The organism is Streptomyces sparsogenes subsp. cuspidosporus (genome assembly GCF_039532705.1).
Classification (GTDB): domain Bacteria; phylum Actinomycetota; class Actinomycetes; order Streptomycetales; family Streptomycetaceae; genus Streptomyces; species Streptomyces sparsogenes.
On the sequence record NZ_BAAASD010000003.1, the window covers coordinates 17,461 to 34,884 of the forward strand.

Below are 17,424 nucleotides of genomic sequence, written 5' to 3' on the forward strand. Positions count from 1 at the left end.
AGCGGCACGAGCTGGTCACTTCGGCTCCAACAGGTCTTGCCGCCCCTATGGGGCGTGCCTGTGGTCCTGGGTGGGCTCATGGTCCCACGCGGACTGGGGTACGGATGCGGTCTGGCCGGTAGCTCTCCGCTGTCCGATCCTCCGGTCGGGAGCGGTCACACCTGGCCGACGCCGGATCCGTTGCCCCAGGCCGCGTCTGCCGATCGCCACCGCGGCCGCATGATGCCCGGATCGTCACGCTGCCGTCCGTCGGATCCACCGTGATGGTGTAGTTCCCGTGCGGGGCCCCCGACTCGCCATCCGCGGTGAGGAACAGCCGGGCCGCCTCCCATCGCCCGCGCCACTCCCCGGCCGTGAGATGGGCCTGGTCCAGGCGGTGCCGCAGCTTCGCCAGACGACGCCCGCCCACGACCACAGACGGCCACCACCCCTCGGCGATGCGCCGCTCGACCACGGCAAGGCGCGCTTGGAGCGCTTGGAGGCGGCGCTGCTTCTGGAAGCGTTCACACCGGTTCTGGTAACCGCGCACTCTGCCTTCGCGCTGTCCGCACGGCACCGCGAGGCGGCGGGCAATCTTCTTGATGGCGCGGCGGAGCCCAGCACGCTCGTCGTACAGGCAGCGCATGCTGAGCTGGTACTGGTCCTCACTGACACGGGTCATCGCCCCCGCCCAGCGCGACGACGACACCCCGGTCAGTTTCTTCTTCCGCTCGGCGCGCCGGGCCTCCTTCACCGGCACCGGACCGATCACCACGCGCTCAGCCAGATCCGCCCGCTGATAACGGCCGAGGTGCTGCCCGACCAGGGCGAGGACCCTCTCGTCCGCGACACCGACACGCAGCCGGTCCCGAATCCGGGCGCCTGACGGCCCGGCCACCGTGAACGGAGGCGCGATCGCACGCAACGCACGCCTCCTCCCCCGCTGACGCGCCACCGCCCCCCTCGGGACATCACGAACCTAGTTGCCACCACCGATCATGCGTTCCCAACACACCTCGGGATCCCGGAAACCGTCCGCATTCACCCGGACGAGGGGCACACCGGCCAACCACGGCCAACAGCCGAATCAACAGCTGCCGACCCGCAGCGGGCGGGGGCCAGGGGATCAGGTGAGCAGGACGACGTCCACGTCGGCGCCGGCGGCGACCTCCGTGGTGTCCTCGTCCACCACGATCAGCGCGTTGGCGTGGGCGAGGGCCTTGATCAGGTGGGAGCCGGTGCCACCCACAGGGGTGACGACGCCGAGCTCCGCGTCCACCCCCGGGGGCTCGTACCAGCCGCGCAGGAACTGGCGCCGCCCCCGCGGGGAGGACGCGACGCCCTCGGGGCAGCGTGCCCGGACGAGGGGGCGGTGGACGGGGCCGGTGCCCATCAGCGTGCGGATCGCGGGCCGTACGAACAGCTCGAAGGACACGTACGAGCTGACCGGGTTCCCCGGGAGGGCGATGAAGGGGACGCGGTCCGGGCCGACGCGGCCGAAGCCCTGGGGCTTGCCCGGCTGCATGGCCAGCTTGCGGAACTCGACCTCCCGCATGGCCTCCTTGACCACGTCGTACGCGCCGACGCTGACGCCGCCGCTGGTGACCACGATGTCGGCCCTGCTCAGCTGGTCCTCGACGGCGGCGCGCAGCGCCCCCGCGTCGTCGGCGATCGCGCCCACCCGGTAGGCGATCGCGCCGGCGTCCCGCGCGGCGGCGGTGAGCTGGAAGCTGTTGGAGTCGTGGATCCGGCCGGGGCCCGCCTCCTGCCCGGGCTGGACCAGCTCGCTGCCGGTCGACAGCACCACCACGCGCGGCCGCGGCCGCACCTTGACCGCGGCGCGCCCGAGGGCGGCCAGCAGGCCGATCTGGGGCGCGCCGAGGACCGTGCCGGCGCGCAGCGCCAGCTCGCCCGCCCCGGCGTCGCAGCCGCGGGCGCGCACATGCTGCCCGGCCTTGGCGGGGCGGTACACCCGCACCCTGCCGCTGGCGCCTTCGGGGGCCTCGCTGTGGGCGGGCATGGCGGTGACCGGGCCCTGGCCCAGGCCGCCGTCGGTCCACTCGACGGGCACCACGGCCTGGGCGCCGGGCGGCAGCGGGGCGCCGGTCATGATGCGGGCGGCCTCGCCGGGGCCGACGGCGGGCGCGGTCTCGCTGCCCGCCGCGATGTCCCCGACGACGGTGAGCACCGCGGGATACTCCTCCGTCGCCGCCGCGATGTCGGCGATCCGGACCGCATAGCCGTCCATGGAGCTGTTGTCGAACGGGGGGAGGGCGCCGGGGACGGTGACGTCCTCGACGAGGACACAGCCCTGGGCGTCGAGCAGCTGCAGCTCGATGGGGTCGAGGGGGTGGAGCTGGCCGAGGATGTCGTCCAGGTGCTCGGCCACCGTCCAGAAGCGGTCCTCGCCCCGACCCCCGCCGGGCGCGCCGGGTGCGCCGGCCGCGCCGGGCCGCGGGCCCTGGCCGGGGTCTTGGTCCGGGCCCTGGTCGGCGGCCCGTGCTGCGGTGCTGCTCACAGTGCTACATCTCCTCGGTGACGTAACGGCGAAGCCAGTCCCGGAAGTCCGGGCCCAGGTCTTCACGTTCGCACGCGAGTCTGACAATGGCACGCAGATAGTCCCCACGGTCCCCTGTGTCGTACCGGCGCCCCTTGAAGACGACCCCGTGGACCGGCCCGCCGAGGTCCGGGTTCGCGGCGAGCGCCTGCAGTGCGTCGGTGAGCTGGATCTCGCCGCCGCGCCCGGGCTCGGTGGCGCGCAGCACGTCGAAGACGGCCGGGTCGAGGACGTAGCGGCCGATGACGGCGTAGTTGCTGGGGGCGTCGGCCGGGTCCGGCTTCTCGACCAGCCCGGTGACCTTGACGACGTCCTCCTCCAGGGTCGGCTTGACGGCGGCGCAGCCGTAGAGGTGGATCTGGGAGGGGTCCACCTCCATCAGGGCGACGACGCTGCCGCCGTGCTGCTCCTGCACCTCGACCATGTGGGACAGGAGCGGGTCGCGGGCATCGATGAGGTCGTCGCCGAGGAGGACGGCAAAGGGCTGGTCACCGACGTGCGGGGCGGCGCAGAGGACGGCGTGGCCGAGGCCCCTGGGGTCGCCCTGGCGGACGTAGTGCATGGTCGCGAGGTCGCTGGACTCCTGGACGCGGGCGAGCCGGGTCTCGTCGCCCTTGCGGCTCAGGGCCTCTTCCAGCTCGTAGTTGCGGTCGAAGTGATCCTCGAGGGGCCGCTTGTTGCGGCCCGTGACCATGAGTACGTCGGACAGCCCGGCGGTGACGGCTTCCTCGACGACGTACTGGATCGCCGGCTTGTCGACGACCGGCAGCATCTCCTTGGGGGTGGCCTTCGTGGCCGGCAGGAAGCGGGTTCCGAGCCCCGCGGCGGGGATGACAGCCTTGCTGATCCGAGTACGCGCTTGAGTCATGCACCGAACCCTATCGGGTGCCTTTGGGCGGATCATGAGGATTCGGTGAATATGACATGAGACAGGAAGTTTGTGGACTCAGTGATCAATGCCGAAGCTAGTAAGGCCGAGTTGCGGCGACGTCTCATGGCGGTGAGGGCCAGGTTGACGGCGGATGACATCGCGGACGCGCGGGCGTCCCTGGCGTGTCGCGCGCTGGAGCTGCCGGAGCTCGCGGGGGCGGGGACGGTGGCCGCGTACGTCTCGGTGGGCCGCGAGCCCGGCACCCACGACCTGAGGGAGGCGCTGCGCGCCCGGGGCGTACGGGTGCTGCTCCCGGTCCTCCTGGAGGACAACGACCTCGACTGGGGGCGGGACGAGGGCCCCGAGCGACTGGCGCGGGCCGGGCGGGGGCTGCTGGAGCCGGAGGGGCCGCGGCTCGGCCCCGAGGCGGTCACCGGGGCGGACGTGGTGCTGCTGCCCGGGCTCGCCGCGGACCGGCGCGGGGTGCGCCTGGGCCGCGGCGGCGGCTCGTACGACCGGGTGCTGGCCCGGCTGGAGCGGGCGGGGGTCCACCCGGCGCTGGTGGTGCTGCTGTACGACGGCGAGGTGCTGGACGAGGTCCCGGGCGAGGCCCACGACCGGCCGGTGCACGCCGCGGTCACCCCCTCGGCGGTGCACCGCTTCCGCTCCCCGTAACGGCGACGCCCCCCGCGAGGCCCTGCCCGGGGCGGGCGGGGGCTCGCGGGGGGCGTGCGGCGCGGGGCGGTCGGGAGCACGCGGGCCGGGCGCGCGGGGCGCGGGCCAGGCCGGGCGCCCCGGCCCGTACGCGTGCCGTACGCGCCGGCCCGTACGCGTCAGGGCGCGGGCCACGCCGTGTGCCTCAGGGCGCGGCCCGGCCGTACGCGCCAGGCCGTGCGCCTCAGGGCGCGGCCCGGCCGTACGCGCCAGGCCGTGCGCCTCAGGGCGTGCGCGTCAGGGCGTGAGCGCCAGCTCGTCCTCCGTCGACTTCTTCACCGCGCTCTCGCTGAAGGACCAGGGCAGCAGCTCGCCCTTCACCCACTTCTCGGTCTGGTCCGTGTAGTGCGCGTTGTAGGCGTGCCCGGAGGCGCCGGTGAGGTTGATCCACCGGGACTTGTCGAGGTTGTCGAGGTTGACGACCATCCTCATGGACGGCACCCAGGTGACGCCGTAGCCGCCCGCCGCGTTCCACCCCGTGGCGTTGACCGCGGCCTCGCCGCCGGACAGGTTCCACGGGCCGCGGTTGAGGAGCCACTGCACCACGCCCGGACCCTTGATGCCCAGGGTCTGGTTCTTCAGGTCCAGCCGGTGCAGCCGACCCCAGCTCCAGCTGTTGATGTTCTTGCCGAGCTTGGCGGTGAGCTCGGAACGCGCGTCCTTCATGGCGTGCGCCAGGAGCTCGTCCCGGTTGGTCGAGGCGGGCTGGAGACGGGTGCCGGTGGTCTTCCACCACTTGTTCTTCGGGTCCTTGAGGATCTTCCGAAGGACCTCGTACCAGCGGTCCCCACCGTCCGGCTGGGCCGACGCGGGGTCGCGCTGGCCGCACTCGCGCACCAGCCGGGCGCTGCCGTCCAGGTCCTCGGCGGGCCCCGAGTCGTCGGCGGGCCGAACCCGCAGACACTGGCCCTCCACCCGCAGCTCCTTCGGAAGTTTATTTCCGAACGCCAGCATAAGGACGTTGCGATAGACGGCGTTGAAGTACGCGGCGGCCGCCGAGTCGGAGTCCTGGGTGTAGTCCCAGCCCTCCAGGAGCTTCTGGGCCTCCCTGACGAAGCTGTCCCTGATGTCCACCTTCAGCAGGTACGGGGTCAGCAGCTCGGCGATCTCGCTGCTGTTGTCCATCTGCATGGACTGCATGTCCTCGGTGGAGATCTTCCCGCCGTCCTTGATCTTCGACTCGATCAGGTCGGCTATGCGCTGGCTGCGCGCGCCGTATCCCCAGTCGTCGGTCAGCGTGTACTTGTAGTCCTTGCCTATGACGGCCTGGTTGGCGGTGACGATGTAGCCCTGCTTGGGGTTGTACGCCCAGGGCAGCTCGGCCTGCGGGATGTAGCCGTTCCACTCGTAGCGCGAGTCCCAGCCGGGCGCCGGGTAGCGGCCGTCGCCCTTGGCGCGCGTGGGGATCTTGCCGGGGGCCTGGTAGCCGATGTTGTTCTTGGTGTCGGCGTAGATCAGGTTCTGGGAGGGCACCGCGAAGTCGCGGGCCGCCTTGCGGAAGTCGGTGAAGTTCTTGGCCGTGTCGAGCTCGAAGACCGCGTCCATGGTGTTGGACGGGTCCAGCGCGGTCCAGCGCAGCGAGACCGCGTAGCCGTCGCCCCGGTCGGGGGCCACGTCGCCGACGTCGGTGCCGACCGGCGCGCTCTTGCCGACGTCCCCGAGCTCGTCGTCGCGGTCGGAGACGATCGGGCCGTGCCTGGTGGAGCGGACGGTGATGGTCCGGGACTTGCCGCCGGCGACCTTGATGGTCTCCTCGCGGGTCTTGAAGGGGACCTGCTTGCCGTCGTAGAGGTAGCCCTGGTCGGTGACCTTCTCCAGGTAGAGGTCGGTCACATCGGCGCCCAGGTTGGTCATGCCCCAGGCGATGTCCTGGTTGTGGCCTATGACGACCCCCGGCATGCCGGCGAAGGTGAAGCCCGCCACGTCGTACGGGCACGCGCTGCTGACCCGGTTGCAGTGCAGGCCCATCTGGTACCAGACGGAGGGCAGCTGGGGGGCCAGGTGCGGGTCGTTGGCGAGCAGCGGCTTGCCGGTGGTCGTGTACTGGCCTCGGACCACCCAGGAGTTGGAGCCGATGCCGGTGCCGTTCGGACCGAGCAGCGCCGGGATCTCGTCGAGCGTCTTGGAGAGCGAGGAGAGCTGCGTCTGGAAGCCCTGTGTGGCGCCCCCCACGCCGTTCTGGGCGGCGTTCGCGGGGTCGGTCGCCGTCGCCTTGGGGTCGAACTTGGCCGCGGTCTCGTCCACCGCTCCGCTGCCCACGATCGGCTTGTTGCGGCCGTACGGGTAGGCCGGGTACAGCTCCTCGACCTCCTTGGCGCTCAGGCGGCCGCGGGCGAGCGCGCGGTCGACCTCGTCCTGCATGTTGCCGCGCAGGTCCCACGCCATCGCCTTGAGCCAGGCCACTGAGTCGACCGGGGTCCACTTCTCGGGCGTGTAGTCGTGCTCGAACTCCAGGGCCGCGTACTCGACGGACAGCGACTTGCCCTGGTGGTCCGCGAGGTAGGCGTTGACCCCGTCGGAGTAGGCGCGCAGGTACTTCTTGGTGGTGGGCGACAGCTTGGTGTCGTACTCCCGCTGCGCGACCCGGTGCCAGCCCAGGGTGCGCAGGAACGCGTCGGTCTCCACCTGTCCGGAGCCGAACATCTCGGAGAGCCTACCGGCCGTCATGTGGCGGCGTACGTCCATCTCCCAGAAGCGGTCCTGGGCCTGGACGAACCCCTGGGCGCGGAAGAGATCCTCGGGGGTGTCCGCGTAGACCTGCGGTATGCCGTAGCCGTCGCGCTTGACCTGGACTGGTCCGGACAGTCCCTTGAGCTGCAGCGATCCGGTGGTCTCCGGGAAAGAGGCGCGGACCGTACTGATGCTCCAGTACGTGCCGTACCCGACGCCCCCCACGAGCAGCAGCACGACTGCGATCACGATCAGGCGGGCACGTCGGCCCTTCTTCTTGCCAGAAGGGCCGTTTTTGTTGGCGGGCATCGCTGTCCTTCGAGGGGCAGGGTGGTCCTGGAGTGCTGGAGCAACCATAGGCGCAGCGCTGACGCCTCCCCTACGCGGAGTCATGACTGGGGCCGCCCACCGGCCATCACCTCGCCCTCACCCCGCCGTCACCCTCGGAAAATCCGTGTGAGCCACCCGCGTCAAGAACCCGTAAAATATTAGGTAAGGCAATGAAGTTCCGGTCGGCCGGGGAGCCTTCCGGCCGCTCCCGTGAGAAAGGTTCGGCCCCTGACTGTCCACCACCTCAACGAACTCCTGCTGATCTGCTCACTCGTCCTGCTCGTGGCGGTGGCGGCCGTCCGGGTCTCGACCCGCAGCGGGCTGCCGACCCTGCTCATTTACCTCGGCATCGGCGTGGCCATCGGGCAGGACGGCATCGGTGTCGTCTTCCAGGACGCCGAGCTCACGCAGGTCCTCGGCTACGCGGCCCTCGTGGTCATCCTGGCCGAGGGCGGCCTCGGCACGAAGTGGCGGGAGATCAAACCCTCCCTGCCGCTCGCCGCCGTGCTGTCCACGGTGGGGGTCGCGGTGAGCGTGGGGGTCACGGCGGCGGCCGCGCACTATCTCGTACGGCTCGACTGGCGGCAGGCACTGATCATCGGCGCGGTGGTGTCCTCCACGGACGCGGCGGCGGTCTTCTCGGTGCTGCGCAAGGTGCCGCTGCCCCCGAGGCTCACGGGCACCCTGGAGGCGGAGTCAGGCTTCAACGACGCCCCGGTGGTGATCCTTGTGGTCGCCTTCTCCGCCCAGGGCCCCATCGACCCCTGGTACGTGCTGCTCGGCGAGATCGCCATGGAGCTGGCCATCGGCGCGGTGGTGGGCCTGGCCATCGGCTGGCTGGGCGCCTACGGCCTGCGGCGTGTCGCGCTGCCCGCCTCGGGCCTCTACCCGATCGCGGTGATGGCGATCGCCGTGATCGCCTACGCGGGCGGGGCGCTGGCCCACGGCTCCGGCTTCCTCGCCGTCTATCTGGCCTCGCTGATCCTGGGCAATGCGAAGCTCCCCCACTGGCCGGCCACCCGCGGCTTCGCCGAGGGGCTCGGCTGGATCGCCCAGATCGGCATGTTCGTGCTGCTCGGCCTGCTGGTCACCCCCCATGAGCTGGGCGACGACATCTGGCCGGCCATCGGCGTCGGGCTGGCGCTCACCGCGGTGGCCCGGCCGGCGTCGGTGCTGGTCAGCACGCTGCCCTTCCCGGTGACCTGGCGGGAGAAGACGCTGCTGTCGTGGGCGGGGCTGCGCGGCGCGGTGCCGATCGTGCTCGCCACCATCCCGGTGGTCTCGAACGTGCCGGAGAGCCGCCGCGTCTTCAACATCGTCTTCGTGCTGGTGATCGTCTACACCCTGGTACAGGGCCCGACGCTGCCCTGGCTCGCGCGCCGGCTGCGCCTGGGCGAGGAGGAGGCCGCGGCCGACCTCGGCATCGAGTCGGCGCCGCTGGAGCGGCTGCGCGGGCATCTGCTGTCGGTTTCGATCCCCGAGGACTCCAAGATGCACGGCGTGGAGGTCGGCGAGCTGCGGCTGCCGACGGGGGCCGCGGTCACCTTGGTCGTCCGGGACGGGAAGAGCTTTGTGCCGCAGCCGTCGACCGTGCTGCGCCGCGGTGACGAGCTGCTGGTCGTGGCCACGGACCCGGTGCGGGACGCGGCCGAGGAGCGGCTGCGCGCGGTGGGCCGGGGCGGCAAGCTGGCCGGCTGGCTGGGCACGAGCGGGCGGTGACGGTACGGGCGCGTGGGACGGGTCACCGTACGGCCGGGTGGAGCGGGCCGCCGTACGGGCGGGTGGAGCAGGCCGCCGTACGGCCGCGTGGAATGGGTCACCGTATTGCCCCTCGCAGTGGACTGGCGGGCGGGAATACTGCACTATGGAGCGTCGTTAGCACTCATCGAGTGAGAGTGCCAGGAGGAGCAAGTGCCGACCTATCAGTACCAGTGCACCGAGTGCGGCGAGGGCCTCGAGGCGGTGCAGAAGTTCACCGATGACGCGCTCACCGAGTGCCCCAACTGCAAGGGACGCCTGAAGAAGGTGTTCTCGGCGGTCGGCATCGTCTTCAAGGGCTCGGGCTTCTACCGGAACGACAGCCGCGGCTCCTCGTCCAGCAGCACGGGCGGCGGCTCGTCGAAGTCGACGGCCTCGAAGAGCGAGGGGTCCTCCTCGTCTTCCTCCTCGTCCTCGTCGTCGGACGCGTCCTCGTCGTCCTCGTCGTCGTCCTCGGGTTCTTCGTCCTCGACCGCGTCGACCAGCACCTCGTCGGCCGCCTGACCCGCGGCCACCCTCGGCACGGCCGCCTTCGGCCGCCTCGATCGCACCGGCATCCCGCCGTCCCTCCCCGGAGAGGCGGCGGGATCTCGTATGCGGGGACGCCGCTGGCTAGGGTGACCGCATGGCGGACACCAGCAGCACGCATGCGGAGATAGGGGTCATCGGCGGGTCGGGGTTCTACTCCTTCCTCGATGACGTGACGGAGATCACTGTCGAGACGCCCTACGGCGCGCCGAGCGACTCGCTGTTCCTCGGCGAGGTCGCGGGCCGGCGGGTCGCGTTCCTGCCGCGCCACGGCCGTAAGCACCACCTGCCCCCGCACCGGATCAACTACCGCGCCAATCTGTGGGCCCTGCGCTCGGTCGGCGTACGGCAGGTGCTCGGCCCCTGCGCGGTGGGCGGGCTGCGGCCGGAGTACGGACCGGGGACGCTGCTGGTGCCCGACCAGCTGGTGGACCGCACCAAGGGGCGCGTGCAGACCTATTTCGACGGCGAACCGCTGCCGGACGGCCGGGTGCCCAGCGTGGTGCACACCACCTTCGCCGACCCGTACTGCCCGACGGGGCGGCGCGTCGCGGTGGCGGCGGCGCGCGGACGGGGCTGGGAGCCGGTGGACGGCGGCACGCTGTGCGTGATCGAGGGGCCGCGCTTCTCCACCCGGGCCGAGTCGCGGTGGCACGCGGCGCAGGGCTGGTCGGTGGTCGGCATGACCGGGCACCCGGAAGCGGTACTGGCCCGTGAGCTGGAGCTCTGCTACACCTCGCTGACGCTGGTCACGGACCTGGACGCGGGCGCGGAGACAGGCGAGGGCGTCTCGCACGCCGAGGTGCTGCGGGTGTTCGGGGAGAACCTGGCACGCCTGCGCGACGTGCTCTTCGACGCGGTGGGCGCCCTGCCGGCCACCGACGCCCGGGACTGCCTGTGCGGGCACGCGCACGAGGGCTGGGACCTGGGGATCGAGCTGCCTTAGCGGCCGGTGGGCCCGCTGGGGCGGGTGGCTGCGGGCTCAAGCGCGTGGGGCGGTGGCCTCGACCGCGCGGGGCCGGGGGGCTCACTCGCGCGGGTGGCGGAGTTGTCCACAGCCCGAGGGTTGTGCACAGGTCCGAGCGGGATCCGGGGAGGGCGGGCATCGTGAAGGGGCCAGAAGCTCCCGGCCTCTCACGACAGGCGGTGATTGCCGTGTCCGATCCGTTCCGTCCCGCTCCACCCACCCCTTCGCGCCCTTCCCTCTTCTCAGTCGGCTCCTCGCCCGCTTTCCCGCCCGCTTCATCGGCCGGCTGCTCGCCCGCTGCCTCAGCCGGCTCCTCGCCCATGTGGCCCGCGGGCCGGGCCCGCTCGGCGCCGTCCTGGTCCGAGCGGTCCCGCCGCACCCCTCCGACGGGCGCGGTCCCCCGGTTCGGGCCGGTGCGGGTGGGCCGCGGCGGACACCGGCTGCGGCGCGCGTTACGGCGGCGCCGGCGCTCGATGGCGGCGGGGCTGGCGATGACCGCGCCCGCGGTGGCCGCCGACGCGCCCTCCGGCGCCTCAGGCGCGCGTCCGGCGGCGTCCCCGCCGCCGGACGGCGGGCGGCGCGAGCGGCCCCCGGCCGTGGTGTCCGCGCCGGTCCGGATCGCCGACGAGGCGGCCGTGCGGCTGCTGCGCCCCGGCGACCGGGTGGATGTGCTGGCCGCCCCGGCGGCCGGTCGGTCCGGCGGCCCGGCCACCGCGCGCACGGGCGCTCGCGGCGCGCGGGTGACCGCCGTGCCGCCGCCCCGGCGGATGGCGGCGGTGGACGGCGGGCTGGACGGCACGCTGGTGGTGCTCGCGGTGCCCCGTCCGACCGCGGCGGCCCTGGCCGGCGCGGCGGCCACCTCCAGGTTGGCGGTGGCATTGTGCCGATCTTGACCGTAGGTTGCGGAGCCGACCGCTCCACAACCGGCGCGGCGAGAGAGAGGCAAAGGGTTGAGCGAGGAGAAGAAGAGCGTCGTGGAGGGCTTCAAGGCCTTCCTGATGCGTGGCAACGTCATCGATCTGGCTGTCGCGGTCGTGGTCGGAGCCGCGTTCACCGGCGTGGTGAACTCCATAGTGAAGGGCTTGATCAATCCCGTCGTCGGTGCCTTCGGCACCAAGGACCTGGAGAAGTACCGCTCCTGCCTGGAGGCCCCCTGCGAGACCAACGCGGCTGGCGAGGTCACGAAGGGCATCCCGATCCTCTGGGGGACCGTGCTGAGCGCCGTGCTCACCTTCCTGATCACGGCGGCGGTGGTGTACTTCCTGATGGTCCTGCCGATGTCCCGCTATCTGGCGCGGAAGGCCGCCAAGGAGCGCAGGGAAGAGGAGAAGCAGGCCGAGGCGGAGAGCGCCGAGATCGTGCTGCTGCGCGAGATACGGGACGAACTGGTCGCGCTGCGCGGCAGCGGCAGCGGCTCGATCACCTGAGCTCCCCGCGCGCCGGCGCCTGCGTCCGCAGCGACATCGCCCTCGACGTCGAGGGCGAGGGCGACGGTCAGAGGTGGTGGGGCGGCTTCTCGTCGAGGAAGCGGGCCAGATCCGCGGCGCTGTCGGCGGTGTCCCCGCCGGCCTGGCGCTCGCCCCAGCCGCGGTCCGTGTCGTCCGAGGACCGCTGCGCCAGCGGATCGTCGAAGATCAGCGCGGCGGACGGGTCGCGGGGTCCGGGGTCGGGGGCGGTGCTCATGCGTCAAGAGTACGGCCGACCGGCCGGGTCCCCCGCCGCGCCCAGCTGCTCGTGCCACCACAGGTCCCGGCCCGGGGTCCAGGACACCGGGCGGGCCAGGCGGTGGACGACCAGGACCTTCGGTTTCCGTGCGCGGCCCGCCAGGGCCCGGTCGATCAGCGGCTTGAGCGCCTGCGGCTCCCCGCGCCGCCAGTCGCCGTCGGCGGTGATCAGCACCTTGACGTCCATCCCCGCCAGCCGGTCGCGCAGCTCGGGGGCGCGCAGCCCGACGGGAAGGGTGGAGCGCACGGCGTCGAGCCGGCCGCAGGCGAGCGTGGCGATGACGGACTCGGGTATCAGCGGCAGATGGACCGCCACCCGGTCCCCCGCGCGCACGCCGAGCCGGGTCAGGGCCGCCGCCGCCCGGTCCGCCTGCTCCAGCAGCTCGGCATGCGTCAGTTCCTGCTCGCGGTCCGGCTCACTGATCCAGCGGAGAGCCACCCGGGGACCCTGCCGCGTGGCGGCGGCCAGGGTCGGGAGCTCCTCCGTCGCAGAGATACGGGGCACGTTGGTCTTCCTTCGGACGCGGGCGAACGGCATGGCGCACAGCCTGCCGTCGGCCCATCAACGTCTGATGAACGTCCTGTTGATGAGGGACCCGCCCGCCGGCCGAGCCCCCGCCGTCCGAGCCTTCCGGCAGCCGCGCTCCCGCTCGGCGGCTCCCGCCACGGCGGCCCCTCCGCCGGGGCTTCCGTGCTACGCATGGCGTCCATGGATACCGACCGGACGACACCCCGACCCGCCCGCCCCGGCCGGGTCGATGCCCTGACTGATGTACCCGGGCTGCGCGTCGGCCATGCGCGGCGGACCGGCGGAGGCCGGCTCACCGGCACGACCGTGGTGCTGGCCCCGGAAGGAGGGGCGATCGCCGCCGTGGACGTCCGGGGCGGCGGGCCCGGCACCCGCGAGACCGACGCCCTCGACCCGCGCAATCTCGTCCAGCGTGTCGACGCGGTGGTGCTGACCGGCGGCAGCGCGTTCGGCCTGGACGCCGCCTCGGGGGTGGTCGCCTGGTTGGAGGAGCGGGGCCGGGGCTTCCGGGTCGGCCCCGACCCGGCGCAGGTGGTGCCCGTGGTGCCGGCCGCCGCGCTGTTCGACCTCGGGCGCGGCGGTGACTGGCGGGCCCGGCCGGACGCCGCGCTGGGCCGCGCGGCCGTCGAGGCCGCGGCCGGCACGGATGTGGGCGCGCCGGTCGCCCAGGGCAATGTGGGGGCCGGGACGGGCGCGGTGGCGGGGGGCCTCAAGGGCGGCATCGGATCGGCGAGTGTGGTCCTGCCGTCGGGGGTCACCGTGGCCGCCCTGGCGGCGGTCAACGCGGCGGGTTCGGTGGTCGATCCGCTGACGGGCGAGCTGTACGGGGAGTGGGACCGGGCCCGCCGCCCCGGGGAGGCGGAGCACGCCAGGGCGCTGGACCGGCTGGCCGCCGCGCGGGCCGAGTCCGAGCGGCGTTCGGCGGCGTCGGTGCGGCCTCCGCTGAACACCACCCTGGCGGTGGTCGCCACGGACGCGGCGCTCAGCCGCGCCCAGGCCCACAAGCTCGCGGGCACGGCGCATGACGGCTTGGCGCGCGCGGTCCGGCCGGTGCATCTGCTGTCCGACGGCGACACGGTCTTCGCCTTGTCGACCGGCGACCGCCCGCTCGTGCCCGAGGGGGCCGACGGCGGTCAGGACCCGGCTTTCGGGGTCCATCTGGAGGCCGGGGCGCTGAACGAGGTGCTGGCCGCCGGGGCGGATGTCCTGACCCGGGCGGTGGTCGAGGGGGTGCTGGCCGCCGAGGGCGTGGACGGGCCGGGAGGTGTATTCCCCGCGTACCGCGACCTGTACGGCCCGGACCGGACCGAGGGGTGAGAAGCCGGGACCTCCGAGCAGCGGAACAGCGGAACAACACTCCCGGGAGCGAGACAAGCGAGACAAAGGGGGAGGCACGAGGGATGTGAGGCAGCGATGACAGACACCGCCACGACTGGCGCCACGATGGACGCCGACCTGATCGTCATCGGTGGCGGCCCGGCCGGGTGCGCCGCCGCGGTGATGGCGGCGGGCGTCGGGATGCGGTCCGTGCTCGTCGAGTCGGAGGATGCGCTGTGCCGGGTGCTTGAGCGCATCCCGGTGGTGGGCAATGTGCTCGGTTTCTCGGCCGGCCCCGCTCTGGCGGCGGCGATCAGGGCCGATGTCGCCGACCGCGACCTCTGCCGGGTGGAGCTCGGCCTGCGGGTCGTGCGGATCGATGCCCATGAGGACCGGGTCGAGGTCACCACCGAGCCCGCGAAGAGCACCGGTTCCGGCCCGCTGCCGTCCGGGCCCGCGCCGCTGACCGCTCCGTATGCCGTGGTCGCCACCGGAGTCGGGCCGCTGCGGCCCCAGGACGTCGGATGGATCGAGGGTGGCCGGGGCCTGGAGGCGCCCCCGCTGTGGGAGGCGGACCCGGCCGCGCTCGCCGGCCGCACCGCGCTGGTCCTCGGCGCCGACCGGCCGCTCGGCACCTATCTGCGGGCTCATCCGGGCCTGGAGAGCCGATTCGTCGTCGCCTGTCCGCCGGGGGACGCGTACAAGGCCGAGGAGATCGCCGACGATCCGCGGGTCGAGCTGGTGCCGGTGCGTCGCCTGACTCTCGTCCCGCCCCCGTCCGGGGCCACCACCTCACCCGGAACTCCGGTCACGGCCCGGGCTCCGGTCACGGCCCGGGCTCCGGTCACGGCCCGGGCTCCGGTCACGGCCGAGGTGCTGACCGTGGAGGGCGGCCGGCGGACCCTGACCGGCGACCGCCTGTTCCGCAACCTCGGCAGCGGCCCGGTGGCGCCGGGCGGGGACCTCTTCGCCGACGCCTCGGGTTACTGCCCGCCCTCCCGCCAGCACCCGAGGGTCTTCACGGCGGGCGATCTGCGCTCCGCCCGCTTCCAGCGGATCGCGACCGCCATGGGGTCCGGGAGCGAGGCCGCGCTCGGCGCCTACTACGCGTCGCGCGGACTGCCGACGCGGATCGGGGCCGGAGGTGACGACGGATGAGGTACCGCCCGGCGCATGACTCGGCGGTGAGACGGGGTCGGTCCGTCTCACCGCCGAGCGGGGGGCACCGCGGAGCGCCGCGGTGGTGGTGCTGGTTGTGGTGGTGCTCCTGTTGGTTCCGGTGGTGGATGCGGGGGCGGTCAGACGGTGGCGGGCACCTTGGCCTCGCCGCCGGCACCGCCCGGGGCGGTCTCGCCGCCGGCGGCCGGGGCGGCCGTCTCGGGCCGGGCCGCCTTGCGCATCCCCTTGAGGACGATCACCAGACCGGCCGAGACCACCGTGCCCGCCACGATGGCCAGCAGGTAGAGGAACGGCTGGCCGATCAGCGGGACCACGAAGATGCCGCCGTGGGGGGCGCGCAGCGTGCAGTCGAAGGTCATCGACAGCGCGCCGGTCACCGCGCCGCCCACCATGGAGGACGGGATCACGCGCAGCGGGTCCGCCGCCGCGAAGGGAATCGCGCCCTCGCTGATGAAGGAGGCGCCCAGCACCCAGGCCGCCTTGCCGTTCTCCCGCTCGGTCTTGGTGAACAGCCGCCCGCGGACGGTGGTGGCCAGCGCCATCGCCAGCGGCGGAACCATGCCGGCCGCCATCACCGCCGCCATGATCTTGAGGCTGCCGTTGCTGGGGTTCGCCACCGTGATGCCGCCGGTCGCGAAGGCGTACGCGACCTTGTTGACCGGGCCGCCCAGGTCGAAGCACATCATCAGGCCGAGGAGGACGCCGAGCATGATGGCGTTCGTCCCGGAGAGGCCGTTGAGCCAGTCGGTCATGGCCTCCTGCGCGGAGGCGATGGGCTTGCCGATCACCACGAACATCAGGAAGCCGACGATCGCCGAGGAGATCAGCGGGATCACCACGACCGGCATGATGCCGCGCAGCGACGCCGGCACCTTGAACCGCTGGATGCCCATCACGATCGCGCCCGCGATCAGACCCGCGACCAGACCGCCCAGGAAGCCCGCCTTGATGGTGGTCGCGATGTAGCCGCCGACGAAGCCGGGCACCAGGCCGGGGCGGTCAGCCATGCCGTAGGCGATGAAGCCGGCCAGGACCGGCACCAGGAAGGTGAACGCCGCCGCGCCGATCTGGAAGAGCAGCGCGGCCCAGCTGTCCTTCTCCGTCCATATGAAGTGGTCGGCGACGGACTTGGCGCTCGCGATCTCATAGCCGCCGATCGCGAAGGCCAGCGCGATCAGCAGACCGCCCGCGGCCACGAACGGGACCATGTAGCTGACACCGGTCATCAGCCACTTGCGCAGCCGGGTGCCGAAGCGGTCGCCGGGCTCACCGGCCCGGTCCATGGGCGCCGAGCGGTCTGCGTCCGCGGCGGCGGCCGGGGCGCTGATCTCGCCGCGCGCGGCCTTCTGGCGCACCTCGGCGATCAGTTCGGCCGGGCGGTTGATGCCCGCCTTCACGCCGACGTCGACGGTGGGCTTCCCCGCGAACCGCGCCTTCTCCCGCACCTCCACGTCATGGGCGAAGATCACCGCGTCGGCGGCGGCGATGGTGGCGGGTGGCAGCTTGTCGAACCCGGCGGAGCCCTGGGTCTCGACCACCAGCTCGACCCCGGCCTCCCGAGCGGCGTTCTCCAGCGACTCGGCTGCCATATAGGTGTGGGCGATGCCGGTGGGGCAGGAGGTGACGGCCACGACCCGGAAGGGCGCGGACGTGGCGGCCTGGGACCCGGCGCCGGCTCCCTCGCCTGAGACGGCCTCGGCGGCCTCGGCGACCTTGGCCTCGGCGGTCCGGGCGGCGGCAGGCTTCGGGGCGAGAGGCTCCGCGGCGAGAGGCCGGGCAGCGGGCTCGGCCCCCTCTCCCGCCGTCGGCTCGGCGCCCGCCTCGGTCCCGGCGGCGGCCGCCGACGGCTCCGGCTGGTCGCCGCGGATCAGGGCGGCCACCCGGCCCGGGTCGTCGGCCGACCGCAGCGCGCCGGTGAACTCGGCGCTCATCAGCCGGCGCGCCAGGCCGGACAGGATGGTCAGGTGATCGCTGTCCGCGCCGGCCGGGGCGGCGATCAGGAAGATCAGGTCGGCCGGCCCGTCCGGGGCGCCGAAGTCGATGCGCGCGGCGCTGCGCCCGAAGGCCAGCGTCGGCTCGGTGACGTGCTCGCTGCGGCAGTGGGGTATGCCGATGCCGCCGTCGAGCCCGGTCGGCATCTGCGCCTCACGGGCCGCCACGTCGGCGAGGAAGCCGTCGAGGTCCGTGACGCGGCCGGCCGCGACCATGCGTTCGGCGAGCGACCTGGCGGCCGCTTCCTTGGTGTCGGCGGACAGGTCCAGGTCGACCAGGTCCGCGGTGATCAGCTCACTCATCTCGCGG

Annotated in this window: 15 protein-coding genes; 8 read left to right on the plus strand and 7 right to left on the minus strand. The window is 73.1% G+C overall.

Annotation, left to right across the window (positions count from 1 at the left end; translation table 11 throughout):
* Positions 1-76: 76 nt before the first annotated feature.
* The 3 genes from ABFY07_RS04375 to galU form a co-directional block, all read right to left on the minus strand.
* Positions 77-904, minus strand: coding sequence for a hypothetical protein (locus tag ABFY07_RS04375; RefSeq protein ID WP_346173151.1), 828 nt, complete (start codon positions 902-904; stop codon positions 77-79).
* 201 nt (positions 905-1,105) lie between these two features.
* Positions 1,106-2,497, minus strand: coding sequence for a molybdotransferase-like divisome protein Glp (gene glp / locus ABFY07_RS04380; RefSeq protein WP_346173152.1), 1,392 nt, complete (start codon positions 2,495-2,497; stop codon positions 1,106-1,108).
* 4 nt (positions 2,498-2,501) lie between these two features.
* A complete protein-coding gene (galU, locus tag ABFY07_RS04385; protein ID WP_065963471.1) occupies positions 2,502-3,404 on the minus strand; it encodes a UTP--glucose-1-phosphate uridylyltransferase GalU in 903 nt (300 codons plus the stop codon).
* 84 nt (positions 3,405-3,488) lie between these two features.
* Here galU and ABFY07_RS04390 point away from each other — a divergent pair, with 84 nt between their 5' ends.
* Complete coding sequence (locus tag ABFY07_RS04390; RefSeq protein ID WP_346173432.1) at positions 3,489-4,082, plus strand: 5-formyltetrahydrofolate cyclo-ligase; 594 nt, start codon at positions 3,489-3,491, stop codon at positions 4,080-4,082.
* A 276-nt stretch (positions 4,083-4,358) separates the two neighbouring features.
* Here ABFY07_RS04390 and ABFY07_RS04395 read toward each other — a convergent pair whose 3' ends face one another.
* Complete coding sequence (locus ABFY07_RS04395; protein WP_346173153.1) at positions 4,359-7,100, minus strand: penicillin acylase family protein; 2,742 nt, start codon at positions 7,098-7,100, stop codon at positions 4,359-4,361.
* 231 nt (positions 7,101-7,331) lie between these two features.
* Between ABFY07_RS04395 and ABFY07_RS04400 the strand changes: the two genes are divergently transcribed.
* From ABFY07_RS04400 to mscL, 5 genes are all read left to right on the plus strand, one after another.
* Positions 7,332-8,840: a potassium/proton antiporter gene (locus tag ABFY07_RS04400; RefSeq protein ID WP_346173154.1), complete on the plus strand. Its 1,509-nt coding sequence runs from the start codon at positions 7,332-7,334 to the stop codon at positions 8,838-8,840.
* A gap of 192 nt (positions 8,841-9,032) precedes the next feature.
* A complete protein-coding gene (locus ABFY07_RS04405; RefSeq protein WP_346173155.1) occupies positions 9,033-9,383 on the plus strand; it encodes an FmdB family zinc ribbon protein in 351 nt (116 codons plus the stop codon).
* A 121-nt stretch (positions 9,384-9,504) separates the two neighbouring features.
* Positions 9,505-10,353, plus strand: a complete 849-nt coding sequence (locus ABFY07_RS04410) for an S-methyl-5'-thioadenosine phosphorylase (protein ID WP_346173156.1) — start codon at positions 9,505-9,507, stop codon at positions 10,351-10,353.
* Positions 10,354-10,694: 341 nt separating this feature from the next.
* Positions 10,695-11,267 carry an RcpC/CpaB family pilus assembly protein gene (locus ABFY07_RS04415; protein WP_346173157.1) on the plus strand — a complete coding sequence of 191 codons (573 nt, stop codon included), beginning with the start codon at positions 10,695-10,697 and terminating at the stop codon, positions 11,265-11,267.
* A 57-nt stretch (positions 11,268-11,324) separates the two neighbouring features.
* Complete coding sequence (gene mscL, locus ABFY07_RS04420) at positions 11,325-11,801, plus strand: large conductance mechanosensitive channel protein MscL (protein WP_076970825.1); 477 nt, start codon at positions 11,325-11,327, stop codon at positions 11,799-11,801.
* Positions 11,802-11,868: 67 nt separating this feature from the next.
* On the opposite strand, the gene ABFY07_RS04425 is transcribed toward mscL, so the two are convergent.
* Both ABFY07_RS04425 and ABFY07_RS04430 read right to left on the minus strand, forming a co-directional pair.
* The gene (locus ABFY07_RS04425; protein WP_346173158.1) at positions 11,869-12,057 is read right to left on the minus strand and encodes a hypothetical protein; all 189 of its coding nucleotides are present in this window, start codon (positions 12,055-12,057) and stop codon (positions 11,869-11,871) included.
* A gap of 3 nt (positions 12,058-12,060) precedes the next feature.
* Positions 12,061-12,603 carry an AMP-binding protein gene (locus tag ABFY07_RS04430; RefSeq protein ID WP_346173159.1) on the minus strand — a complete coding sequence of 181 codons (543 nt, stop codon included), beginning with the start codon at positions 12,601-12,603 and terminating at the stop codon, positions 12,061-12,063.
* A gap of 204 nt (positions 12,604-12,807) precedes the next feature.
* Between ABFY07_RS04430 and ABFY07_RS04435 the strand changes: the two genes are divergently transcribed.
* Both ABFY07_RS04435 and ABFY07_RS04440 read left to right on the plus strand, forming a co-directional pair.
* The gene (locus tag ABFY07_RS04435; RefSeq protein WP_346173433.1) at positions 12,808-13,944 is read left to right on the plus strand and encodes a P1 family peptidase; all 1,137 of its coding nucleotides are present in this window, start codon (positions 12,808-12,810) and stop codon (positions 13,942-13,944) included.
* A 96-nt stretch (positions 13,945-14,040) separates the two neighbouring features.
* Positions 14,041-15,102 carry an FAD-dependent oxidoreductase gene (locus tag ABFY07_RS04440; protein WP_346173160.1) on the plus strand — a complete coding sequence of 354 codons (1,062 nt, stop codon included), beginning with the start codon at positions 14,041-14,043 and terminating at the stop codon, positions 15,100-15,102.
* A gap of 140 nt (positions 15,103-15,242) precedes the next feature.
* Here the strand turns inward: ABFY07_RS04440 and ABFY07_RS04445 are convergent, their stop codons facing one another.
* Positions 15,243-17,417 carry a PTS fructose transporter subunit IIABC gene (locus ABFY07_RS04445; RefSeq protein ID WP_346173161.1) on the minus strand — a complete coding sequence of 725 codons (2,175 nt, stop codon included), beginning with the start codon at positions 17,415-17,417 and terminating at the stop codon, positions 15,243-15,245.
* Positions 17,418-17,424 lie beyond the last annotated feature (7 nt).